We start from the raw sequence: 23,981 nt of genomic DNA, 5'->3' as shown, positions 1-23,981 counted from the left end.
GAGGCCGCCCGCCAACGGCCAGATTCACCGCACCGACCGGCAGGTCAATCCACGGCAGCCGCCGCGGCGACCGCCGCCCCCGCATCAACGATCCCCGCACCACACGAGCGGCTGCCGGAATCGGAACAGTCCGCGCCGGTCCCGACCGGAAACGGCCGAGACGTGGCTTCGAGAAGAGTGTGCAGGTTCCCGGGGGTCAGGTCCGGGGCGACGGAGAGCGCCAGGGAAGCAACGCCGGCGACCATCGGCGCCGCCATGCTCGTGCCCTCTTTGAACGCGTAGTCGGGTGCGCCGGCGGTCTTGCGTCCGGCGACTACCGTCGAGAGGATTCCGCGCCGTACGTCCATCGACGTCGACCCGCCGGGCGCCGACACGTCGACATCGCCATAGTTCGAATACGCCGCGTGTGCGCCTGCGGCGTCGTTCCCGTGCACGACGAGCACGCCTTGGCAGTTGGCAGGATGGAAGCCGCCCGCGGGCTGGCCGGCGTTCCCGGCCGCCGCGACGACGAGGGCGCCGGCGGCGACCGCGTCCGTGATCGCGTCCTGCAGCGACTGAGGGCAGGCACCGGGGAACTCCATGCTGAGGTTCAGGATGCGCGCTGGGGTCGCCGGCCCCGGCCCCACGTCGGCGATCCGGACACCGGGTTCCAGAGCACCCGCGGACCAGCGGATCGCATCGACGAGGTCGATCGGATCGATGCCGCACTTCGCCCCCACCCGCACGGGAAGAATCCTCGCCTTCCAATCAACCCCGGCGACGCCCGTACGGTTGTCGGTCGCCGCACCGACCGTTCCGGCGACGTGCGTCCCGTGCCACGTAGAGACCGTCGCCGGGGCGCCGATCGCGCACTCCGCGGAGAACGTCGCATCACCGGGATCCGTCGGATCCGCGTCCCGACCGTCGAAGTCGTTCGAGCGGCGCACGTCGCTCACGAAGTCATAGCCGGGTAACAACCGTCCACGCAGGTCCGGATGCTCCGGCCGAATCCCTGAATCCAGAATCGCGACGACGACGTCCGCGCTCCCTCGGGTCCGCTTCCAAGCGCCCGGAGCATTCACGCCGCCGGCGCTATCGAAGAGAGGCCACTGGTCGGCGTACAGAGGATCGTTCGGGCGCGCCTGAAAACGGCCCCGCACGGTCGGCTCGGCGTAGGCGACGGACGGATCCTGCGACAACCGCTTCGCGATGGCCGTGACCGATGCATCGGGCATCTTCTGGAACAGTCGCAGTGCGTACGCACCGCCGGAGACCGGCCGCTCGTGGAAAAGGGACACGCCGGCAATCCGACTGAGCTCCCGAACCTTCTCCTGCGGCATGGGACGCGCGGCATCCGAGGCGTCGCGCGAGGCCGGATCCCGGAGCTTCACGATGATGCGATCGAGCGTCCCACCCGGCGGCGGGGTCGCCTCCTCCACTCTGATGACTCGATCCGCGTAGACGACCTCGGGCAAGCCTCGCAGGCCGGCGAGCAAGGCACGAAGGCGCGGACCATCGGCGCCGCCCGATACCGCCAGGACTTGTGCCCCGTTGTCCTGCAGCCGGGTCGGCAGGAGACCGACCGCTGCGGCGGCCTCCAGAAGCTCAACCTCGGCCGGCTCGAGCGGGCGCAGGTCGAGGTCCGCGTCGCGCCCCGCGCGGTCGCGCAGGAGGACGGCGATCTCCGTGCTCTCCGCGGCGCACGCGATATGCGGAACGGCCGCGAGACCGGCGATGATCGCGAGTAGAAGAGGCAACATCAGGCAGATTGTGACCGAGTCCGTTTGGAGTTGAAACCTGCCCATGTCTCTATGGATCGCCCATGAGCGAAGCCAGCAACGGCCCCCGTAAGCCCAAGCTCCCCCACGCCGATGCAGACTTCTACGTCCTCGACGGGGAGCGCCGCCCCATGCCCCGCACGACCACCGTGATCGATCGAGGCATCGGCAAGCCCTTTCTCACCACGTGGGCCGCCAAGCTCGAGCGCCAAAAGGTCCTCGAAGAAGTCGCCGCGGTGCTCGGCAAGCATCTCGACGAAGTGCGGACGAAGGCCGTTCTCCGAGACGTGAAGAAGCGCCTCGGCCGCGACCTCGCGTGCGACGTCCAGAAGCAGGTGGCCGCGGACTTCGGAACAGCCACGCACGCGCTTCTCGAAGACCATCTCCGCGAGAAGGCCGCCCTCCCCGGTCTCGATCGAACCGACGAGCCGGAGCCCGAGCCGCTCGTCACGCGCGCGGCCGGCCTCGCGAAGGATTGGCTCGAAGCCATCGCGTTCGAACCCGACCCCGAAGGCATCGAAGAACGTCTCTGGAGTGAGGACGAGCGCATCTGGTCGGCCGGCACCGCAGACGCGTTCGGCACCGCCGACCTCGATCGCCTCTTGGCCAGGTCGACCTGGAACCGGAAGTACGAGGTCAAAGAGCGGCCCGGCTCGCGCGTGCCGCTCCTGGTCGACTGGAAGACCTCAAAGTCGATCGGTGTGTCCCACAAGGTCCAGGCCGGTGCGTACCTCACATACATGATCGATCGCGGACGCATACAAGCGCCCTGCTACGCCTGCATCCTGCGGGTCGCGAAGACCGAGGACGACCCGATGCCGCTCGAGGCGGTGCTGATCCACCCCGCCGAGTTTGCCCGATACGGCGGCGCTTTCCGCTACATCCGACGGATCTTCAACTTCCTTTCGCAGGAAGAAGACCTCGAGCGCGCGCAGTGGCGCGCCCGCCGCCGCACTGCCTCGGCCGGTAGCTGACGCTCAGCGCGTCAGCGTGTGCAGGTAGACCTCGAGGTTCGTGTACTTCCGGCGGACCTCGTAGTCGTTGCGGTCCGCGGGATCGCCCGGTTCGAGCCCGCGTCGTGATCTCACCGGCCGAGGTCTGCCCCGCGAGCGTCAGGTGCGACTTCCCGCGAATGCGGAGCGCTTAGGCAAGATCGATCATGCGCGGCCCCGCCTGTGAGTCGATGCCTTCGCACAGGCTCCTTGGACCGTCGTCGGCGAGGGTCGTCACGAGGAACACGTCCCCTCCACGACCGCCGAAAGTCTCCGCCGCAAATCCCACCGCCCCGGGAAAGGCCACGTTCCGGGCGGCTTGCGCTGGCGCCCCGAGGGGCCCCAGAAGCAGGCACAGCCCAACGATGAGAGGACGCATCCGCTCGGTAGTTTCGTAGCCCAGCCTCGAGCCGATCAACGCACTTCGGCGACGGGCGGGCGACCCGCTCGTGGACTGCTATCCTCCCACCGACGTGCTCTCGATCCAAAACCTCGGCAAGGAATACGCCGGACGCACCCTCTTCCGCGACGTCTCGATGAACTTCCACGCTGGGCAGCGCTTTGGAATCGTAGGCGCGAACGGGTCCGGCAAGTCCACCCTTCTTCGGATCATCGCCGGAGAAGAAGAAGCCAGCGCCGGCTCGTCCACCCTGGCGCGCAAGGCACGGCTCGGCGTTCTCGAACAGGATCACTTCCAATACGACACCATCCCCATCCTCGACGTCGCGATGCGCGGCCACCGCTCGCTCTGGGCCGTGATGGAACAGAAGCGGCTCCTCCTCGAAGGCCCCGAAGAGGACTTCGACGTCGAGAAGTTCGGAGAGTTCGAGACCTACATCCAAGAAAACGACGGCTACGCGCTCGAGTCGCTCGCCGGCGACGTCCTCGAAGGTCTCGGCATCCAGAGCAGCCTCCACGCCGAGCCACTTTCGGTGCTCTCCGGCGGCTACAAGCTTCGCGTTCTTCTCGCGCAGCTCCTGACCGGATCGCCCGACGTCGTCGTCCTCGACGAGCCGACCAACCACCTCGACATCCTCTCGATCCGCTGGCTCGAGCGCTTCCTGTGCGGGATCAAGGGCTGTGCGCTCATCGTTTCGCACGACCACCGCTTCCTGAACAACGTCTGCACCCACATCGTCGACGTCGACTACGAGCGGGCGACGCTTTACAAGGGCGACTATGACGCCTTCGCGCTAGCCAAGGTCGACCAACGCGATCGCAAGGAAGCGGACATCGAGCGACGCGAGCGCGAGATCGAAGGCCACAAGAAATTCGTGGAGCGTTTTCGATCGAAGCCCACGAAGGCCCGCCAAGCGAAGAGCCGCGCCAAGCAGATCGACAAGATCGAGATCGAAGAGCTTCCGCAGTCTTCCCGCCGCCACCCGACGTTCGCCTTCGAATCCCAGCGTCCGAGCGGGCGGATGGTCCTCGAGGTGAAGGGGATCTCGAAGTCCTTCGACGACAACGAAGTCCTGAAGGACGTCTCCGTCCGCGTGGCCCGCGGCGACCGGGTCGCCATCATCGGCCCCAACGGCATCGGCAAGTCGACGCTCCTCAAGATCGTGATGAACCGCCTCGACGCCGACGCGGGGACGACCGAGTGGGGCTACGAGGCCCACCCCGGCTACTTCGCGCAGGACCACCACGAGATCCTCATCGGCAAAGAGCGTGAGACTCTCCAGAGCTGGCTCTGGGACCAGTGCGCCCTGGAGTCGATCGGCTTCGTTCGCGCGCGACTCGCGCAGGTTCTGTTCACGAAGGACGACGCCGAGAAACGAGTCGAGCATCTCTCGGGTGGCGAGGGCGCCCGACTCGTCTTTGCGAAACTGGGCGTGGACCGACCAAACGTCCTCGTACTCGACGAGCCGACCAACCACCTCGACCTCGAAGGGATCGAGGCCCTCGCCGATGCCGTCCTCGGCTACGACGGCACGTCGCTCTTCGTCTCACACGACCGGTGGTTCGTCGGACGCGTCGCGACACGGATCATCGAGATCAAGCCCGACGGAATCGTCGACTTCGCCGGAACCTATCAGGAGTACCTCGCGCGCTGTGGAGACGATCACCTCGACGCGGAATCGGTCCTGAAGAAGTCGAAGGACGAACGGAAAGCCCGCAAGCAAAACGGCGCGAAGAACGACCGGCGCGACGGCACCCGAGGATAGCGTACCGCCGCGCAGATCGACTTGGTCCGAGCGCATTCTAGAGCCAGCGCGTCAGGTCGCCGACCGAGACGAGCGGCAACCCCTAGTACAAGGCGAAGCGCTCGATCTCCGCGAGCCCCGCCACAGTGGCTTCGGTGTGGCCCGGCCGTGCGTCCTCCGAGGCGAGTCGCCGGATCGTCGCAACGCTCTCGCCCACCGACACTCCGGTGCCCGGCGAAGCCACCGGAAACGAGCGTGATGAACATGGACTCCACGAGGAACTGCGCGAAGATCGAACCATTGGATCCACCGATGGCCTTGCGGAGTCCGATCTCACGGGTCCGCACGGTCACAATCACGAACATCACATTCATCACGCCGGCCGCGCCGACGAGGAGCGTGACCCCGATCGCGAAATACAACAACACCTCAAAGCCGAGGAGCAGGAGGGCGGCCTTTACCGCCCCGGCAGTCGTGCCGAGGACATCGGCGATCGCGGGGAGGCTCAGCTCGAACACGTCCTTCAAGAGCACGGCCGCTCGTTCCTGTGGTGCGAGCTCGAACGGCTTCGCGCTCGCGTCGCGCGTCAGGGTGCCTCAGTACCCGTGGAGGACAGGCCGCAGCGGCACGGCCATGTCGATACAGCGTTGCCAGGCAGCGCGCAGCCCGTCTCGCAGGTCCTGGGTGATTCCGGCGTTCTCCATCACGATGGCATCCTTGCGGCTCGCACATGGCACGACGCGCGCCGAGGCCGAAAGGATACGTGATCGGGAGAAAAAAGTGCGTGTTGGTCAGGCGAGCGCCGGAGCACCCTCGGACCGAACCTCTTCGTATTGCGGCGGAACGCCTACGCAGAGATCTCGTCGAACTTCTTCGAGAGGCTTCGAGAGGAGCGCTTCCCAATCCTGGGAGGGGAGCCACTCGGCGCGCTTCCCGCGCTCGTACCCGTCGCGGATCATCGGTCTCGCCCAGCGAATGTCCTTGCTGCCCGCACGCAGGTAAGCAACCAGCACGATGAACCCGATGCCCGGGTTTTGGATCTGAGCATAGGAGAACGCGAGCAGGGAGGCCTCGCCGACCAGATCCCGGTTGTAGCCGGTCACGACGTGCCAGAGGTCGTGCATGTCGCGCAGTCGGCCGCCGAACCAGTAGCGGTCTTCGGGAATGCTGGGATCACGCTCGGCGATCCGCTCGCTCGCCTCGATCAGACCGTCGGCGCTGATCTGCTCGCGCGACACGAACTCGCCATACGCGCGGCCGAGGGTTCCAGCCGGCATCGCGAGAAGCCGATCCCGGTCGCTTAGAACGGCGACGAGATCCGGCTGCTCTGCGAGCAAGCGCGCCCCCGTTTCCGTTCGGCGGAACCGCCCGAAGGTACGCTCCAGCGAGCGGCCCGACAGCGCATCGATAATGTCGAAGACCTTTTCCGTGTCATCGGGGTCGCGAAGCAGGCCGCGGATTCCGCGAAGTGCGTCGAGCGGGCGAATCCTGCCGCTTTGTGCCGATTGTCGAGCCATGGTTTGTATCCTTCCCCCGAGGGACTTCCCTCGGTCACACATCTAATCTACAAGATTGTATACAACACCATATCTACAGTCCTGTCAATAACCCATGGCGCCCCCGGTGAAGAAAAAGACGACGCGAACCGAGCCGACGACACGGCGGGTGCGCCGGACCGCGGCCGAGGCACGCACACTGATCCTCGATGCCGCCGAGGGTCGCCTGAAGGCCGGCGGGCCCGAGGCCATCCGACTTCAGGACATAGCGGCAGACGTGGGCATCTCGCACCCTACTATCCTGCACCACTTCGAGAGCCGCGACGGCCTCACCCGTGCGTTGGGGCTTCGGATCACGGAGCGGCTGGTGGGAGACCTGGTCGATGCGCTGTCGGCAGCGCCCGCGAACGAGAGCTCCGCCGAGCACATCATCGAGCACGTCTTCTCGACTCTCGGCGACAGCGGGACCGCGCGCCTGATCGCCTGGCGCGCGCTCTCCTCCGAGTCCCGCACCGAAGCCCGCGCCCTGCTCGACCACGTCGCCGACCTGCTGCACCGCCGGCGCTGCGAACACGCCGAGACGAACGGGCTCAAACCACCGACTCGCGAGGACTCGTTCTTCATCGCCCGACTGGCTGCTGCCGCCGTCCTCGGCGACTCACTCACCGGCGGAATCTGGAACGCCGGAACCCCCGAGCACAGCCAGGTCGACGCACGCTTCCGACGCTGGTTCGCTCACCTGCTCATGGAGCACGTCGACAAGGGCTAGCCGAAGCTACCGCACGACGACGCCGAGGCCAGTGGTCGGCAGGTCGATCACGTTGCCGACCGGCTTCACGCCGTCGCTCTTCTTGATCTCGACCTCGCGGCCGGTGCGACTGCAGCCGTCGATGTCGGCCGTGAGCGTTGTCGAAGCACCGACGGAGTCACCGCAGTCGCACGGGACTGAGTCACCACATTCGGCTGCGTATGCGCCTGGCGCGAATACGCAGAGCAGAGCCAGGCACAGGCCGATCGCCAGGCGGCGCAAGAGGAAGAACATTCGGGACTCCAGGGTCAGATTGGTCAGTCGCTGTGTTGAGTCCCAATGTACCGCAACCCGTATCGGCCTTTTCGAGGTCCGGATTCGCGATTGGACTGCCGAAATGTCCCCTCGAATGCTATGGATCCCAAGATGGGGTCGGCACACGGAGTCTGGGAGAGGGCGAGGCGGAGTCTGCGGCCGGCTGGCAGCGGGCTCTGCGCGGTCGCTATGGTCGTCGGGGTCATGGGCGGCATCGCCGTGACGCCCCTACCGGCCTTCGCCCAAGACGCGGACGACGCGGACGAGAACGCCCTACTGCAAGCCGAGAACGAACGGTTGCGCGCGGAACTCGGCGAGCTCCGCGCTGCGGCCGCAGCGGCTTCGGCGGACGCGGCGAAAGCCGCCGACGATGCCGCCACAGCGGGCGCGGCCCCGGCGGCGGAAACGGCGGCAGGTCCCGCGGACTCCGCCGGAACCAGCACCGTCGAAGGCGAGTACGTCCCGATGAAGCGCGTGTCGCTCTCCGTCAGCCGCAACGACGCCGGGGCCACGACGGTCATCGGAACTCCGTGGTACCGTACCGTTCCGGACACCGGCCTCCTCCCTCTGCGTGAGTTCATCCAACTGCGGGCATCGCCTTCGAGAGGAGGACGTCCCGAGCAGGTCTGGATCAGCCTGAACCGCCAGGGCGTACGGGCACCGCTGGGATCCGCCACGACCGCCCAACTGCAGATCGGGCAATGGACCGGAGAGGCTCCCGTCGTCGAGCAGAACACCTCACGTCGCCGCCGAACCGGACGTCGGAACGCAGTCCCGCCCCGGAGGGACGAGACCACGGTCTTCGCCTTCCCCGCCCAAGGGCTGCAGAAGCTCGCCGTCTCCGACCGCGCCAGCTTCGACGCCGGGCCCGTTCACTTCGAGTTCACCGACGAGCACATCGGGGCCGCATCGGCCCTCGCCGCGCGACTCGAGCGCGAGGAGCAGACCCCATGATTCGAGCGCACCAGCTCCTCTCCTGCCTCGCCGCAGCCGTGTGGATCAGCGCCGGCTCCGCCACCTACGCCGCCGATCCGACTCCCGCACCGACACCGCACCTCTTCAAGCAGGCGTTCGAGGCGGCCGATGCCGACCACGACGGCAAGCTCTCCAAAGACGAAGCCAAAAAGGGCGGCTTCTTCAGCGCCGAGTCCTTCAAAGACACCGACTACGACAAGGACGGCAACGTCACGCTGTTCGAACTCGGCAAGGCGGTGACGAAGAGCACGAAGGATTGGCTGGACGAACACGACGACCACGACAAGGACGACGACGGCCACGTCGACAAGAACGAAGCGAAATTCGGTTCGCGCATCTACACCGTCTTCGACCGGGCCGACGCCAACAAGGACAACCGCGTCGACCAACGAGAGATCAAGAACTACGCGGCCCAAAGCTACTACAGCGAGAGCGCGCCCTACCCGCTCGTACCGAACATCATCAACGAGAAGTTCTGACGCCGCGCACCAGAGCGGCGGTCAGGTCTCGCGCTGCTGGACCTCGAAGATCGTTCGCACCTTCGACGGCCCCACCTGACACGGACGCGGGTCGTGACGCGCCCACCGGGCCGGCCGGCCGCGGATCAGCATGTCGCCGTGCGGACTGCGCTTCACCAAGTCGGTGTAGGTGAACGCGTCGGCCGGGGCGTAGGTCTGGAGAAGCAGTGGGCGCTCCTGCTCCGAGCGATTCGGGGCGGAGCCGTGCACCGTCCGACAATTGTGAACGGTCACGCTGCCCGCCGGCCCGATCGGGTAGACCGCGCTTCCCACATCCACCTTGGCGACATCCCCGTTCGACAGGCATCCGACCCAGTCGTCTCCCTCGTACTGATCGAACAAGTCCCCACGGTGGCTCCCCGGGATGAACCCGACGTTGCCCATGTTCTCCTTCACATCCGTGAGAAAAACGCCGACCGTGAGGGGCCCGTAGTTCGTGTGCGGCCAGAACTGGATATCCTGGTGCCACTTTACCTCTTCACCGCCGCAGGCCGCTTTGAAGTTCAGCTTGCCGTGATGGAACTTCAGGTCCGGGCCGAGCAGATCTTCGACGAGGTCCGTGATCACCGAGGCCGACGCGAATTCCCAGAATGTCTCGTCCAGATCGACCGGTGAGACGAGCCGGCGCAGCCGCGGGCTGTCCGCCGTGTGGCTCGGCTCGAGATCGAAAACGACGTTGGACTCCGTGAGCGTCCGACTGTGCTCGACGAACCCGGCCGTCGTCTCGCGCAACCGGGCGAGCCAAGCCTCGTCCACCAACCCGGGAATCGACAGGAAGCCGTCGCGGTCGTAGGCATCGCGCTGGGCCTCGGTCAGAACCTTCGAATCACTCATGCGAGCATCCTAGCCAACGAGTGTTGACAGGGCCCAGCGGTTGATCGTAGTGGTGACTCACTAACGAGGACGGCCGTGGGTGATGCCCGCGAGGAGGACTTCGATGGCCAACGAGTATCTGCAGGGAAATTTCGCACCGGTAACCGAGGAGGTCGCCCTGCCCTGCACCGACATCGAGGGCCAGATCCCAATCGACCTCGCCGGCTTCTTCCTGCGCAACGGGCCCAACAACCAGTTCGAGCCCATCAGCGAAGAACTCTACCACCCGTTCGACGGCGACGGGATGATCCATCAGATTGAGTTCAAAAACGGTGAGGCCACGTACCGCAATCGGTGGATCGAAACGGCGGGCTTCCTGCGCGAACGCAAGGAAGGGAAATCGATCTGGGGCGGCTTCAGTTCGATCGGCAAGATCGAGACGCCACCCGACATGCCGATGAAGAACCTCGCGAACACGGCCCTCGCGTTCCACAACGGCAAACTGCTCGCGACGTGGGAAGCCGGAAGTCCGTTCGAACTCGGCCTGCCCAACCTCGAGACCGTCGGCGCGCAGACGTTCGGCGACGGTTGGACGCAAGCCGTCTCGGCCCACCCGAAGGTCGACCCGCGCACCGGCGAACTCATCGTGTTCTGCTACTCGCCGGCCGAGAAGCCGTACGTCCGCTACGGCGTCGTCGATGCCACGGGCAAGGTGACGCATCAGACCGGAATCGAGCTTCCGGGCGCTGCCGTGATGATCCACGACATGGCCATCACGAAGAACTACAGCCTGATCTTCGACATGCCCGTCACGTTCTCGTTCGATCGCATCATGAACGGCGGCAAGGCGTTCGACTGGGAGCCCGAGAACGGAACCCGAATCGGCATCGTCCCGCGCTACGGCGAGGGCTCCGAAACGAAGTGGTTCGACGTCGAGACCGGCTACATCTTCCATGTCTTCAACGCGTGGGAGGAAGGCGACGACATCCTCATGGACGCCTGCCGCACACTCCGAACCTCGATTCTCGACCAGGACGAGGGACAAACGGATGACCAGAACGCGCGGCTCCACCGCTATCGGTTCAACATGACGACCGGCAAGGTCGAGGAATCGCGGCCGAACGAGACCCCTCTGGAGTTCTCGCGGATCAACGAGTCCATGATCGGCGAGGAAACCCGCTTCGGCTATGCCTCGCGCTTCCACCCCGATCGCGGCCTGCTGTTCAACGCGATGCTCAAGCACGACCGAAAGAGCGACGATCTCGAGGTCGTCGAGATGAACGACACGCAGTTCAACCAGGAGGTCGTCTTCGCGCCACGCGTCGGAAGCCGCTCCGAAGACGACGGGTACGTCGTGGGCTTCGTCCACGATGAATCCGATGACCACACCGAATGCTGGGTCGTCGACGCCCAGAAATTCACCGACGGCCCGGTGGCCCGTATCCGAACCCCTCGCCGGGTTCCCTACGGGTTCCATTCACACTGGGTAGGAGCCTGATTCATGGTAGATCCGACACCCGAGGAACTCCTCGCCGCCCACCGCACTCAAGAAAAGAACATTGCGATCGTGAAGACCGCGCTCGACGCCTTCAACAGCGGCGACACCGAGGCATTCCTCTCGAACTTCAGCGATGAGATGCACTTCCAGATGAACGGTTCGCATCAGTTCTCGAACCATTGCAGCAGCAAGGCCGAGTTCGTAGAGCTCGTCGGCCGCGTCGTCCAGGGCCTCGACGAGATGATTACGCTCGAGATCAAGAACCTGATTCCCGCAGGGGACTGGGTCGTAGTCGAGACCTACGGCAACGCCACGGCGAAGAGCGGTGAACCGTACCGCAACACGTACTGCATGATCTGGCACCTGGAAGACGGCAAGATCGTCGAGTTCCGCGAGCACAACGACTCCGCGCTCGTCGAGAAGATGTTCCCAGCGTAAGCCCGACTCTCAACGCTCGGGCGAAATCTCGTCGAGACTTCGCCCGGTCGTTTCGGGAAACGCCACCCATACGATCAGTGGCGCGAGAAGCGCCAGGCTCGCGAGGACCGAGATCGCCGTCCAGTGCGAGCCGAAGACCCCGTAGAGGAGTGACTCGAGCCCAAGCCCAAGCACAGCCCCCAGGGTGGACAGCGTCGCCCGGGCCCCGGCGGCGGTCGAGCGATACGAGGTCGGGAACAGCTCCACGCCGTACATCGACAACAGCACGCCGCCGCCCATCGCGAAGAACAGCAGCGCCACCCAGAGCAGAGGCAGGAAGCCCCACCAGGCGTTGTAGAACACGATCACGGCAATAGGCATCACAGTGAGGAAGACCAGAGCGGTGCGCTTGCGTCCGAACCGGTCGCTCCAGCGTCCGGCGAGCGTGTTCGCGAAGACCCCCAACGCGCCTCCGAACAAGCCCATCATCCCGACGACCGCCGGCGAGAAGCCGTGCTCGTCCTGCAGGAATTTCGGGGCGAAAAAGAACGCCGCCCGCTCCGCCAGGCCGAGCAGTAGGAAGATCGAGCCGATCGCGGCAAACCGCGCGGGATACTGCCGCACAAGGCCCCGCAGCGGCGCGAGCAGACCTACCCGCGGAGCGCCCTGTCCTCCCCGACCGGCTTCCAGTCGCTCGAAGTACGGGGTCTCCTCCATGTCCCGGCGCATCCAGGCGACCATCGCGAGCGGAATGAGGCCCACCAGGTACAGAGTTCTCCAGCCCATCGGAAGAATGTCGATGAACGCGAACAGCGCGTACGCCAGCCCGTGCCCGCAAGCAGAGAGCGCCGCGAGCGCTCCGATTCCCCAGCCCCGCGCGTCGTCGTCCAGCTCCTCGCCGATCACGACGATCGCGAGCGCGTACTCCGCCGTAATGAACATCCGCGACAGGAACTGCAGCGCGACGAAGGTCTCTGCGTTCGGAGAGAACGCGGTCGCCCCGGTCAGAAGCGTGTACGCGACGATCGTAATCATGAGCAGCCGGCGCCGTCCGAACCGATCGGCGGCCCAGGTCAGCAGGATCGCCAACACCGACCCGAACATGACGATCGATGAGAAGAAACCGAGGCTCCCCTCGGGCATCGCCAGATCGACTTGAATCTGCTTGAGCGCAAGCGAGAACAGGCCCGCGTCGTACTGGTCGAAGAAGGAGGCGGTCGAAACGAGCGCGAGGACCTTCCACTGCCTCCGCGTGAGCGCTGGCGGCTCGCCGAGAAAATGAAAATACCCGATCCAGCCGGGGCGAAAGCTCCGGTCCTCCGCAGGATCCCCTTCGGGCGCAACGCCGGACACTCCGGGGTCCTACCAGTCCGCGCCCAGAGTCGCTCTCCTACGCCCCCCGTCCTACGGCTGTCCCTCCACCTCGGCCAGGTCCGCCGGCAGGGTCACCCACGATTGTTTTCTCTTGGTCCACACCTGCACGGCCGGCGCGAGCCAGTCGCAGTCGTCCAACGACCCCGGCTTCACTTTGTAGGTCCCGGACAGCTTCTTCGGGTCGTGGTTCAGGCGCACACCGCACGTCGGGCAAAAGTGGCAATCGATCGGGTTCCCGCTGTCGGCCATGCGGCGGAAGACCTTCATCTCCCCCGAGATCGAGAACGACTCCGTCTTCGCGATCAGACTTCCGAGCAGTGGCAGACCGCGAGGACGACGGGCGCACCCTCGCTGCGGTACCGCACCGCGCCGCAACCGCATTCGCCCTCCCGCACGCCGGCCATCGTTCAGCCCCCTTCGTTGGCGAGATCGCCGAGCACCTGTGCCGCGTGATTCGCCGGCACGACGGTACCGTACGCCTCCCGCACGCGTCCGTCGGGCCCGACTAGATAGGAGATGCGCCTCGCGTACTTCGCTCCGCCGGGCTCCGCCGCCCCGACCGCGTAGGCCAGCGACCCGTCATCCGACAGTAGGCGGAACGGAAACGACTCCGCCTTGACGAAGGCCGCGTTGCCGTCGGGCGTGTCGAACGAGATGCCCAGCACCTCCACCCCCGCCGCCGCGAACGCCGCATGTTGGTCGCGGAAGTTTTGACCCTCGATCGTACAGCCGGGGGTCTGCGCCTTTGGGTAGAACCACAACAGGTAGCTCTTCCCCGCGAGGTCCTTAGAGGCGAGCTTCGCACCGGTGTGATCGGGCAAATTCCAGTCGGGCATCGGATCGCCCTTCTCGAGCATGGCGGCGTCGGCAATGCCCGCAGCGAGGAGCGCAAGGCATGCTGCGATCGCGGATATGGTCCGGTTTCGTTTCATCTCTCCACCTTGCCCGCAGTTTAGGCGGCGTCAACATCCTTCGACGGACGTCGAACGGTCAGCACCGGACAAGGGGCCGCCGGGAGAACCCGCTCGGCGACGCTCCCGAAAAAGAGCCGCTTCAGGCCAGAATGGCCATGGGTCCCCATTGCGATCAGGTCCGCCCCCTGCGAGCGGGCCTGCTCGTCGATCACATGGGCCGGCTCGCCCTCGCGCTCGATGGTCTCCACGTCGTAACCCGCGGCGCGCAGGGGCTCGGCGGCCTTCTCCAACTGGCGTCGCGCCGCGCCGACAAACGCGGTGAGATCCGGTTCGATCCCCGCCGCCGGCCAGGCGATACCCGCCCCGGCCGGAATCGTCCAAACGTGCAGAAGCGTGACCTTCTTCGTGTCGGCCACCGGGCCGAGGATCTCCTTCGCTGCGTGGACCGCACTCTCGGCGTCGTCCGAGAAATCGGTCGGGACAAGAAGCCGGTGAATCGGCCGATGGGCACCCACCTGCTCGAGCGGGATGGCGAGCACGGGACACGCGGCATCGCGAACCACGCGGGCCGCAACGCTACCGAGCAACAGACGCTCGAGCGCAGTCGTACCGCGCGCGCCGACGACAACTAGGTCCACGTCGGCCCGGGCCGCCTCTTCCAGGATCGCGTCGCGAGCCGAACCCGAACGGAGGGACGTCTCGACTTGAAGGCCCCGCGCGCGCAGCTCCTCGGCCTTCTCGGCGAGGAGCTTCTCGGCGTGCTCGCGGTCACGCTCGTAGAACTCGGGCGGAAGCGGGACGATCTCGGGCGCGAGCACGAGAGGTGGCGCCTGCAACGCGTGGAAGAGTTCGACGTGAGCGCCGTGGACACGGGCGACCTCCCCGGCCCAATCGATCGCGCCCTGCGCGTTCTCGGAAAAGTCCGTCGCCACCAGAACCTTGTTCACCTTCGAATCGCGAGCCATGCCGCACCTCCTTCTTTTCTCAGTCCAACCACGGCCTGGGATAATGCGACCGCTATTCGTGATGCAGCGCTTCGATCGGGTCGAGGCGCGATGCTTTGCGGGCCGGGTAGTAGCCGAAGAAGACGCCGACGGCGCACGAGAACAGGCATGCGCCGACGATGCTCGCGGGAGAGATCAACGTCGGCCAGTCGCTCAGTTGTGAGATCAGCACCGACACCATGACCCCGAGAACCACTCCCACGAGGCCACCCAGCCCGGACAGAGCAACGGCCTCGCAAAGGAACTGCAGAAGGATGTGGCGCCTCTTCGCACCAACCGCCATTCGAATGCCGATCTCGCGCGTCCGCTCGCTCACGGCGACCAGCAGAACGTTCATGATTCCGATACCGCCGACGACGAGAGAGATCGACGCGATTGCGAGCAGCAGATTCGACATGTCCGCCGCCGTACCCTCGGCCGTGCGCGACATCTCCGACATCGTCCGGACGGCGAAGTCGTCGTCCTCGCCCGGCTGGACGCGGCGCCGCTGGCGCAGGAGCTGCGAGAGCTCGTCCACGATCCGCGGCTCCTCCTCGGACCGCTGCAGTCCCAGGCGAATCATGTCCACGTTCCCTACCCGCTTCGCCCCGAGCACCTTCCGCTCCGCGGTCGTGAAGGGAACGAAGACCGCGTCGTCCTGATCACGGCCCCAGACCGTCTGCCCCTTTTCTTCGAGTACACCGACCACGCGGAACGGAACGTCCTTCACCCGGATTTCGGCGCCGACCGGGTCCTGCCCGACGCCGAAAAGCTTCTCAGCAACGGTGGCGCCGAGTACGACCACCTTCGCTCCCGCCTCGTCCTGCGAGCGCTGCAGAAAGGCGCCCTGCTGGACCGGCCACTCGCGAACGCGGGAGAAACTCTCGGGAACGCCCCACAGGGTCGTACTCCAGCTCGCGCCACCGCCCTGGACCTGCACGACACCGCGTCGGAAATAGCTCACGCCCCGAAGCCCCGGGACCTGGCGCTCGATCGCGCGCGCGTCCGCCACAGTGAGCGGGTCGGCCGTGCCCCAGCCGGCGCGCGCGCCCGAGGACGACGTCGCCCCTGGGAACACCATGACGATATTCGTGCCGACGCTCGCCAACTGCTCCTGCAAGCGGGCGTGCGCGCCCTGCCCCACGCTCACCATCGCAATGACCGCCGCCACTCCAACGACGACGCCCAGCGACGTGAGACCCGAGCGAAGCGGGTTCCGCCGGAGCGACCGGCCGGCGAGGCGCAACGTCGACAGCCACAGCTTCATCGAGGCGTCACCCGCGTATCTTCGACGATCCGTCCGTCGCGCATTCGGATGAGGCGCTGCGCGCGCGCCGCGACTTCGGGATCGTGCGTGACGAGCACCACCGTGAGCCCCTTCGAGTGCAACTCGTCGAGCAGCGCCAGGATCTCCACGCTTGTCTCCGAGTCGAGGTTCCCGGTAGGCTCGTCCGCGAGAAGAACGGCCGGCTCGGTCACCAGTGCGCGGGCGATCGCGACCCTCTGTTGCTGACCACCGGACAGCTCTCGCGGAGTGTGATGCTCCCGCCCCTCGAGTCCGACCCGGGCGAGCGCGGCAAGGGCCCGGGTTCTCTGAGCGTCGGGCGCCGAAGGGCCGTAGATCAGCGGAAGCTCCACGTTCTCGAGCGCCGTGGTGCGCGCGAGCAGGTGAAAATCCTGGAAGACGAAACCCAACATTTCGTTCCGTACGGTCGCGCGCTCGTCCGGATCGAGTCGGCTCACGTCCCGACCCGCCAGCTCGAACGAACCGCGCGAGGGCCGGTCGAGACAACCCAGGAGGTTCAGAAGGGTCGACTTTCCGCAGCCCGACGGCCCCATGATCGCGATATACTCGCCCCTCGCGACATGGAGATTCACACCGCGCAGCGCGCGAACCGCGACGTCGCCCTCTCCGTAGACCCGCTCGAGGCCTTCGGCCCGAACGACGCGGTCGCCAGACGACATCAACGGCGCCGGCGACCGAAGAGCGCCCAGCCGCCCTCGTCCGACGTCACCTGCATGCGCGTCACCACGTCGTCCCCGGCGGCCAGGCCCCCACCGGAGACCGCCGTCAGCTGGTCGTCCGACAGACCGAGGGTCACCGAGACGGCCACCGGCTCCCCGGACTCGAGGCGATACACGGCCCCGTCGTCACCGCTCGTCCGAGCCACCTTTGAACCGGGCGGGCGGAAGCGCAGCGCCGCGGTCGGCACCTTCAGGACGTCGTCCGCCTCCGCCGTCACGACGCGTACGTTCGCCGTCATGCCCGGGCGCAAGAGGCCCCCTAAGTTCTCGACGTCGAGAACCACGTCGTATGTGACGACATAGCTGATGACCGGCTCTTGTGTTTCCGGCCCTTCGGACGCGTGGCGTACCTGACGCACGACGGCTTCGAAGGGTCGGCCCGGGAACGCATCCACGGTGAACGTGGCGACCTGCCCCTCGCGCACTCGCCCCACGTCTGCCTCGTTCACGAACGCGAGAACCTGCATCTGTTCGAGATCGTTCGCGATGACGAACAGCACCGGCGTCTGGAACGTCGCCGCCACCGTTTGGCCGACGTCAACGGAGCGCGAAATCACGATCCCGTCGATCGGCGAGACGATGTCCGCGTAGCTCAGGTTCACCTCGGCCTCGGCGAGGGTAGCACGCGCGCGCTCGACCTCCGCCCGTGCGACGGAGACCTCGGCCTCAGCCTGCCGCTCGTTCGAGCGAGCGATCTCGAGTTCCTCGGACGAGACGACGGCCTTCCCTGCGAGGGATTTCGAGCGACGCAACTTCGATTGCTCGAGCTCCAGCGCCGCGACCGCTCTCTCGACGCGAGCCTCGGCGAGCGTGAGATCCGCCACCGCGTGCGCCACCTTCCCTTCGAAGGTCCGGGGATCGATGCGCGCCAGACGCTGGCCCGCGCGGACCTTCGTGTTGAAGTCGACGTCGACCTCGAGGATCGGCCCGGAAACGTACGTGCCCACTTCGACCGACTGGCGCGGCTCGACGCGCCCGGTCGCCGTGACCTCGGCGACGATCGGCCCCCGCTCCGCTGGTGTCGTCGCGTATTCGACCGTCTCGCCCGAAGGCGAGAGCCAGATTCCGAGGAGAAGCAACAGCGCCCCACAGGCAGCCGCGAGCACCCAACGTCCAGACGACATCGGGTCAGAGTAGCACGATGTGCGCACCGAGGAGACGCGGCCGCCGCCCTTGCCCGCGACGATCGCGAAAGCCATGCTGAAGGCCATCCCACTACAGGAGAGCACCATGGCTGAAGACATCGTACCGTTTCGCATCGAGGCAACCGACGCAGAGCTCGAAGACCTGAGGACGCGCCTTCGCGCGACCCGCTGGCCGAACAAGGAGGTCGTTGCCGACTGGTCCCAGGGGATCCCGCTCGAATACACCCAAGAGGTCTGCACGTACTGGGCGAACGACTACGACTGGCGGGCCCGCGAGGCCCATCTCAACTCCTTCGCGCAGTTCCGAACGGAGATCGACGGCCTCGGCATCCACTTCATCCATGTGCGTTCGCCGCACGCGGGTGCCCTGCCGCTCGTCATGACACACGGCTGGCCGGGATCCATCGTCGAATTCCACAAGGTGATCGCCCCGCTGACCGACCCCACGGCCCACGGTGGAGACGCCAAGGACGCCTTTCACGTCGTGTGCCCCTCGCTGCCTGGCTACGGATTCTCCGACAAGCCGACCGCCCCCGGCTGGGGCGTCGACAAGATCGCGCAAACCTGGGGCAAGCTCATGGCCCGTCTCGGCTACGACCGGTACGTCGCGCAAGGCGGCGACTGGGGCTCGATGGTCACAACGCAGGTCGCCGTCCACAATTCCGACCACTGCGCCGGGATCCACGTGAACATGCCCGTCGTCGGCCCCGACCCCGAGACGATGAACGACATGACCGACCTCGAGAAGGCCTCCCTCACGGGCTTCGAGCACTACAACAAATGGGACTCGGGCTACTCCAAGCAACAGAGCACTCGGCCGCAGACGGTCGGCTACGGCCTCGCGGATTCGCCATCGGGCCAGGCCGCTTGGATCCTCGAGAAGTTCTGGGCGTGGACCGACTGCAACGGTCACCCCGAGAACGCCCTCACCCGCGACGAGCTCCTCGACAACGTGATGCTCTACTGGCTACCCGGCACCGCGGCCTCCTCCGCGAGGCTGTATTGGGAGAGCTTCAATACCCCGCGCCTCGACCAGATCACGCTACCCGCGGGCTGCAGCATCTTCCCGAAGGAGATCTTCCGCACGTCGAAACGCTGGGCGGAGAAGCGCTTCACGAACCTCGTCTACTGGAACGAGCTGCCGAAGGGCGGACACTTCGCCGCGTTCGAACAACCGGAGACCTTCGTCGATGAACTCCGGAACTGCTTTCGAAACATGAGGTAGACGCGGCCGGAGCCGGCCCCCGTCGCCTGGGAACGGCGCGGGCTCGGCTCGACGGCCACGACTACGAGACGCGGGTGCGCTCCAGCGCAACGCACCCGCGCCTACAACCCCGAGCGACCGATCACGCCGCTTCCTTGCTTGGGTAGACCACCTTCGCGTCTGCCCGCAGACCGTCGAGATACTTCACCACGGCGGCGCGCTGCTGCTCCTCGGCCAGCCGCTGCTCGATGAACGGCTTTGCCTCCGCCATCGAGACCTTGCCGGCAGGTTCACGCCCCTCCACCCGCACGATGTGGAAGCCGAAGGGCGTCTCGACGACCGGACCAACGGCGCCAACGTCCTGCGAGAACACCGCCGCCTCGAAGGGCGGGACCGTGTCCCCGCGTGCCAGCATGCCGAGCTTGCCGCCCTCCGCCTTACTCGGGCAGTCCGAGCGAAGGCCGGCGACCGTCGCGAAGTCGGCGCCACCCTGAGCAACCAGCTCGGCACGAACTGCTTCGGCTTCCTTACGTTTCTCGGCCTTCGCGGCCGGATCGGCATCCGGTGCCATCGCCACCAGGATGTGGCTCACCTCGGCGCGTTCCGGCGCGTCGAACATCTCACCGTTCTCCTCGTAGAACGCGGTGACGTTCGCCTCCGTCGGCTCCGGTATCTTGCCCATCTTCCTCTCAATGAGCGTGTCGACCCGCAGACTCATGCCGAGCTGGTCCTGGAACTCCGCCTTCGTGGTTCCCATCGCCGTCATGTAGTCGGCCATCGTCTTGCCCTCGGGCAACGAGGCTTCGATCTTCTTCATCGCGTCAGCCATCTTGGCGTCGTCGACTTGAATGCCCTGCGTCTCGACGGCTTGCTCGAGGAGCGTCTTCACGATGACACCGTCGGTCACCCGCGCAGCCACCTGGGCACGGATGCCATCGAGTTGCTCCGCCGGAACGTTCGCGAGTTGTCCGCCGAGCATCGAATCGATCTCTCTGTCGACCTCGCCCCGCGTGACTTCGTGTCCGTTCACGACCACTACGACATCCTGGGGCGACGTCGGGTTGGCAAGAGCGAGAACCATTCCGGGCCCGGTGTCGGCTGGCTCGGTCTTGGCGTAGCTCTCGTACACCGCCGATCCAGCCAGCAGACCGACGCTCACTGCGACCGCGGTCGCGCGCGTGATGGTGCTCTTCATCATCTCGATATTCCTTGCTCTCTCGGCCGCGGCCTACTCGAGGTCGGGGCGGTTTCAGAGAACATGGTAGCGACCGATCCCTTACCGGAGGCTTTCGGGCACATTACGAAAACTTAAGAGAAGCGGGCCGGAGCCGGGCTTTGCCTCTGGCCCTGCGGTGATAACGTCCCCTGCATGCCAGACGGCACAGCACCTACCGCCGGACCTCCGAACGGAACCGCCTCCGAGCGGCCGATCGTCCTGTGGGGCGGCCTTTCGCTGTTCCTGGTAGGCTGGGCCACCGTTTCGCTCACCAACGCAGCGGAGACGCTCTTCCTAAAACGCGTGGGCGTCGAGCAACTTCCGCTCGTCTTCCTCGTGAACTCCGGCCTGCTCGCCGCGAGCACGTACTTCATCGGACGACGGGTCGCCGGCGGCGACCACGGCCGCGCCCTCACTCTCACGTTATGGTGCGCCGCCGCGTTCCTCGTACCTCTGTGGCTCGGACTGCTGGCCGATCTCCCGGGTGTCCTCGCCGTCCTGGTCCTCGCCGCAAAACAGATCCAGGCCCTCGCATTGCTCGTCTTCTGGATCGCGATGGGCGGCTGGGTCGACGGTCGCCAAGCCAAGCGCCTCGTCCCACCGATGATGGCCGGCGGGACGCTCGGCGTCGCCTTCGGCAGCTTCGCTTCGGGGAGTCTCGGAACCCAGCTCGGAATCCACGCGCTCATATTGATCGCCGCCGGAGCGCTCGCGCTTGGCGCCCTCGCGACCTCCGCGCTGCGCCGAAAGACCGTCACACGAATCGAATGGCCGAGACGGTCCCGTCGGAACGAAGACGACACGCGGCCGAGCTTCACCTCACTGTGGCGTGACAGCGGCTTGTTCCGGCTGCTCGCCACCGGAGCGCTCCTCGCGGGCACGCTCGCCCCGGTCCTGTACTACGAGTTCTCAGTCGCCGCCGACGCCGCAACGCGCGGCATGGACGGCGAGCAGGAACTGCTCCAACTCTATGGCAACTTCCGCGGATGGATGAACGTGGCGATCCTGGCGCTCCAACTCGGGGGGACCTCGTGGTTGTTCCGCCAGTTCGGCGTACCGCGCGCCGCCCTCCTGGCCCCGGCCGTCTACATGCTCGGGTTCATCGGCTTCGCGACCGTCGGTGGTCTCAGCATCGCCATCGTGGCCATGGCCGCCGCGAGCCTGCAGGACAAAGCCCTCGGCGAGCCAGCCGAACGGACCCTCGCAACGCTGTTCCCCGAGACGAGCCGCCCGACCGTAGCCGCGTTGCTCGACGGCATGTTGAAGCGGGGCGGAGGCGTAATCGGCAACCTACTCGTACTCGGCACCATCGCCGCATCCCTCGAAGCAATGTTGCCCCGAATCGCCGTGCCTTTCGCCTTCCTCTGGCTCGGCGCAGGAATCGCGCTGGCGCGGGCCTACCCGTCGCTGCTCTTGGAGGCCGCATCGCAGACGCGCTTCGGGCGGGGAGAAGCCCCCGACGCTGACCTTCTCGATGCCCGCACCACGCGGCTCCTCGAAGCCTCCCTCCGGGACCCCGATCCCGACCGATGTGCAGCCGCGTGCGAGCTCGCTCTCGAAGCGCCACCGGGCATCGCCGCGGAGGTGACTGCGGAGGCGCTGCGCGCCGCGCCAGCCGACAACGTCCCGATCCTTCTCGACACGATCAGCCGCCTTCTCCAGGCCGGAACGCTCTCCCCCAGCGAGGCCCACGGTGCCAGCTCGGCCATGCTCGGCGCCGTCACCGAGCGGGCCGACCTCGGTGCCGACGAGAAAGCACGGCTGATCCTCCTGGCATCCGCCGTCGCGCGGATCTCCGACGCGAAGACCCGCGACACCCTCTCCACTCTGGAGAGCGACGAAGGTACCCCGGCCGCCGTGCGGCTCGCCGCCCAGCTGGCGTTGCGCGCCGACGACGCCGATGCGCTCCTGCGCGAGGCCGTCGCGTCGGGCACCGCCGAGTTTCGCCACGTCGCGCTCGAATCCCTCCGCACGACACTCGTCGCGCCCCGAGCCGCCGACACCGTCGACAAGACCTCCTGGCGTGCACGACTCGATCTCGTCGTGGCGCTCCTCGGCGACGACGAGGAGCGGCCGCACGCCGCAAACGCTCTCGCCGACGTCGCCGCACGAAATGGCGCAGCGGTCGACCACCTCACCACGAGGTTCCTCGAACATCAGAGCGACCCCGACCCAGCCGTTCGCGCTGCCCTGCTGCGCTTCCTGGGGTTCACGGGCCGCACCGACTACGGCCGCTGGGCGGTGGCGCGGCTTTCTTCGGACGACGCGGGCGAGGTCGAGGCCGCGCAGGAGTCCCTCCGCGCCCTCGGACCGCATGGCATCGATGTCATCCTCGAGGCCTTTCATTGCGACGGTCGCCACACGCGAGAAGCACTGCTCCCCGTGCTCCGAGACATTCCGGTCAACGCTGCAACGCTTCACGCCCTGGTCGACGATGAGCTCGAGGGGATCCGCCGGGTCCTCGACCTGAAACACGCGCTCGCCGGTGCGACGACGTCGGGCCTCGTTCGACAACGCCTGACCGAGCGCGTCGACGAGGGAACGCGCGCAGCCCTTTCGCTATTCGCCGCGCTCTTCCAAGACGAGCGGATCGCCGAACTGGGGCCGCTGCTCGAACGCGCGCACAGCGGACGCGAACGCGCGGTCCTCCTCGAAGCATTCGAGGCGCTCCTCCCCGCCGGACAGGCGAATGCGCTGCTCACGTTGCTCGACGACGGCCGACGCGCACAGCAGCCGCGACCAACCGCAGACCGCACGGCCGAGCGCGACGCGGCTCTCCTCCAGGCGCTCGCGGACGAGGATTCGCTCACGCGCGCCTTCGTCGCGGCAACCCTCGAACACTCCGAGCTCAACCGGCTCGGCGGCGTGCCTGAGATCCATCCCAGCGAACCCGCCTACCCGCTCGCCCCCATCCGGGCCATCAGCCCCTGCACCGACACTCCCGCCGACCAAGAGGAGGTCTCCCCTATGCTCTCTGGAGTCGAGATCGTTCTACACCTTCGAAGCCTCGCGCTGTTCGAGCGCCTCAGTACCCGCGAACTCACGGAACTCGCAAGCATCGTGCGCGAGGTCGACCACTCGGCCAACACCCGCATCGTGCACGAAGGCGACTTCGACGACTGCATGTACCTCATCGTGTCCGGGAAGGTGCAAATCACCCGCAGCGGCATCACCCTCGGCGAACTCGGCCCGCGTGACTTCTTCGGAGAAATGGCCATTCTCGACGGAGAAACCCGTTCCGCCACGTGCACGGCGATCAGCAAGATCCGTCTCCTGCGCATCGACCGACCGGACCTGCTTCGCGTGATGGACGGCCGACCCGGGATCGCGATCAGCATCTGCCAGACCCTGTCGCGTCGCGTCCGCGAGCTTAACGACAACCTACGCGACCTCCGGCAGACGACATCCGCCGCGAGCGGGGCCGGCTAGATCAGCTGACCGCGAAGC

At 66.5% G+C, this 23,981-nt stretch carries 21 protein-coding genes and 1 pseudogene; 9 read left to right on the top strand and 13 right to left on the bottom strand.

The genetic code is table 11. From position 1 onward, the window contains the following. Positions 1–44: 44 nt before the first annotated feature. The gene (locus P8R42_21265) at positions 45–1,739 is read right to left on the bottom strand and encodes a S8 family peptidase (protein ID MDG2307128.1); all 1,695 of its coding nucleotides are present in this window, start codon (positions 1,737–1,739) and stop codon (positions 45–47) included. Between the two features lie 62 nt (positions 1,740–1,801). Between P8R42_21265 and P8R42_21260 the strand changes: the two genes are divergently transcribed. Together P8R42_21260 and P8R42_21255 are read left to right on the top strand one after the other, a co-directional pair. Beyond that, positions 1,802–2,731 (top strand): hypothetical protein, encoded by a 930-nt coding sequence (locus P8R42_21260; protein ID MDG2307127.1) that lies wholly within the window; start codon positions 1,802–1,804, stop codon positions 2,729–2,731. A gap of 491 nt (positions 2,732–3,222) precedes the next feature. Next, the gene (locus tag P8R42_21255; protein MDG2307126.1) at positions 3,223–4,914 is read left to right on the top strand and encodes an ABC-F family ATP-binding cassette domain-containing protein; all 1,692 of its coding nucleotides are present in this window, start codon (positions 3,223–3,225) and stop codon (positions 4,912–4,914) included. Positions 4,915–5,132: 218 nt separating this feature from the next. Here the strand turns inward: P8R42_21255 and P8R42_21250 are convergent. Both P8R42_21250 and P8R42_21245 read right to left on the bottom strand, forming a co-directional pair. Further along, positions 5,133–5,306 (bottom strand): annotated as a pseudogene (locus tag P8R42_21250) (FtsX-like permease family protein). 378 nt (positions 5,307–5,684) lie between these two features. After that, positions 5,685–6,410: a Coq4 family protein gene (locus P8R42_21245; protein ID MDG2307125.1), complete on the bottom strand. Its 726-nt coding sequence runs from the start codon at positions 6,408–6,410 to the stop codon at positions 5,685–5,687. A 106-nt stretch (positions 6,411–6,516) separates the two neighbouring features. Between P8R42_21245 and P8R42_21240 the strand changes: the two genes are divergently transcribed. Continuing rightward, on the top strand, positions 6,517–7,158 hold the full coding sequence (locus P8R42_21240) for a TetR/AcrR family transcriptional regulator (protein MDG2307124.1): 642 nt from the start codon (positions 6,517–6,519) through the stop codon (positions 7,156–7,158). A 6-nt stretch (positions 7,159–7,164) separates the two neighbouring features. On the opposite strand, the gene P8R42_21235 is transcribed toward P8R42_21240, so the two are convergent. After that, positions 7,165–7,431, bottom strand: coding sequence for a hypothetical protein (locus tag P8R42_21235; protein ID MDG2307123.1), 267 nt, complete (start codon positions 7,429–7,431; stop codon positions 7,165–7,167). A 132-nt stretch (positions 7,432–7,563) separates the two neighbouring features. Between P8R42_21235 and P8R42_21230 the strand changes: the two genes are divergently transcribed. Together P8R42_21230 and P8R42_21225 are read left to right on the top strand one after the other, a co-directional pair. Further along, positions 7,564–8,406: a hypothetical protein gene (locus tag P8R42_21230; GenBank protein MDG2307122.1), complete on the top strand. Its 843-nt coding sequence runs from the start codon at positions 7,564–7,566 to the stop codon at positions 8,404–8,406. Next, a complete protein-coding gene (locus P8R42_21225) occupies positions 8,403–8,906 on the top strand; it encodes a hypothetical protein (protein ID MDG2307121.1) in 504 nt (167 codons plus the stop codon). Before P8R42_21230 ends, P8R42_21225 begins: the two co-directional genes overlap by 4 nt. A gap of 21 nt (positions 8,907–8,927) precedes the next feature. On the opposite strand, the gene P8R42_21220 is transcribed toward P8R42_21225, so the two are convergent. After that, the gene (locus P8R42_21220; GenBank protein MDG2307120.1) at positions 8,928–9,779 is read right to left on the bottom strand and encodes a phytanoyl-CoA dioxygenase family protein; all 852 of its coding nucleotides are present in this window, start codon (positions 9,777–9,779) and stop codon (positions 8,928–8,930) included. A 103-nt stretch (positions 9,780–9,882) separates the two neighbouring features. Here P8R42_21220 and P8R42_21215 point away from each other — a divergent pair, with 103 nt between their 5' ends. Both P8R42_21215 and P8R42_21210 read left to right on the top strand, forming a co-directional pair. Further along, positions 9,883–11,256: a carotenoid oxygenase family protein gene (locus tag P8R42_21215; protein MDG2307119.1), complete on the top strand. Its 1,374-nt coding sequence runs from the start codon at positions 9,883–9,885 to the stop codon at positions 11,254–11,256. Positions 11,257–11,259: 3 nt separating this feature from the next. Beyond that, positions 11,260–11,694 (top strand): nuclear transport factor 2 family protein, encoded by a 435-nt coding sequence (locus P8R42_21210; protein MDG2307118.1) that lies wholly within the window; start codon positions 11,260–11,262, stop codon positions 11,692–11,694. 9 nt (positions 11,695–11,703) lie between these two features. Here P8R42_21210 and P8R42_21205 read toward each other — a convergent pair whose 3' ends face one another. Genes P8R42_21205 through P8R42_21175 form a run of 7 tightly spaced genes read right to left on the bottom strand, consistent with a single transcriptional unit; the run spans position 11,704 to position 18,168 of the window. Then, entirely contained in the window at positions 11,704–13,026 is a 1,323-nt protein-coding gene (locus P8R42_21205) for an MFS transporter (GenBank protein ID MDG2307117.1), read from the bottom strand. 51 nt (positions 13,027–13,077) lie between these two features. Beyond that, positions 13,078–13,428: a GFA family protein gene (locus P8R42_21200; GenBank protein ID MDG2307116.1), complete on the bottom strand. Its 351-nt coding sequence runs from the start codon at positions 13,426–13,428 to the stop codon at positions 13,078–13,080. Positions 13,429–13,454: 26 nt separating this feature from the next. Further along, positions 13,455–13,979 (bottom strand): peroxiredoxin, encoded by a 525-nt coding sequence (locus P8R42_21195; protein ID MDG2307115.1) that lies wholly within the window; start codon positions 13,977–13,979, stop codon positions 13,455–13,457. A 20-nt stretch (positions 13,980–13,999) separates the two neighbouring features. Then, the gene (locus tag P8R42_21190; GenBank protein ID MDG2307114.1) at positions 14,000–14,926 is read right to left on the bottom strand and encodes a universal stress protein; all 927 of its coding nucleotides are present in this window, start codon (positions 14,924–14,926) and stop codon (positions 14,000–14,002) included. A gap of 52 nt (positions 14,927–14,978) precedes the next feature. Then, on the bottom strand, positions 14,979–16,211 hold the full coding sequence (locus P8R42_21185; protein ID MDG2307113.1) for an ABC transporter permease: 1,233 nt from the start codon (positions 16,209–16,211) through the stop codon (positions 14,979–14,981). Continuing rightward, positions 16,208–16,909, bottom strand: a complete 702-nt coding sequence (locus tag P8R42_21180; protein ID MDG2307112.1) for an ABC transporter ATP-binding protein — start codon at positions 16,907–16,909, stop codon at positions 16,208–16,210. The genes P8R42_21185 and P8R42_21180 overlap by 4 nt, the downstream gene beginning before the upstream one ends. Continuing rightward, complete coding sequence (locus P8R42_21175; protein MDG2307111.1) at positions 16,909–18,168, bottom strand: efflux RND transporter periplasmic adaptor subunit; 1,260 nt, start codon at positions 18,166–18,168, stop codon at positions 16,909–16,911. Before P8R42_21175 ends, P8R42_21180 begins: the two co-directional genes overlap by 1 nt. Positions 18,169–18,199: 31 nt before the next feature. Between P8R42_21175 and P8R42_21170 the strand changes: the two genes are divergently transcribed. Further along, a complete protein-coding gene (locus P8R42_21170; protein ID MDG2307110.1) occupies positions 18,200–19,339 on the top strand; it encodes an epoxide hydrolase in 1,140 nt (379 codons plus the stop codon). 121 nt (positions 19,340–19,460) lie between these two features. Here P8R42_21170 and P8R42_21165 read toward each other — a convergent pair whose 3' ends face one another. Then, the gene (locus tag P8R42_21165; protein ID MDG2307109.1) at positions 19,461–20,516 is read right to left on the bottom strand and encodes a peptidylprolyl isomerase; all 1,056 of its coding nucleotides are present in this window, start codon (positions 20,514–20,516) and stop codon (positions 19,461–19,463) included. A gap of 171 nt (positions 20,517–20,687) precedes the next feature. Between P8R42_21165 and P8R42_21160 the strand changes: the two genes are divergently transcribed. Further along, positions 20,688–23,963 carry a cyclic nucleotide-binding domain-containing protein gene (locus P8R42_21160; GenBank protein MDG2307108.1) on the top strand — a complete coding sequence of 1,092 codons (3,276 nt, stop codon included), beginning with the start codon at positions 20,688–20,690 and terminating at the stop codon, positions 23,961–23,963. Positions 23,964–23,981 lie beyond the last annotated feature (18 nt).

Source organism: Candidatus Binatia bacterium, from assembly GCA_029243485.1.
Classification (GTDB): Bacteria; Desulfobacterota; Binatia; order UBA12015; family UBA12015; genus VGTG01.
Note: the sequence above shows the minus strand (reverse complement) of the source record. Positions and strands in the feature narration are given on the sequence as shown.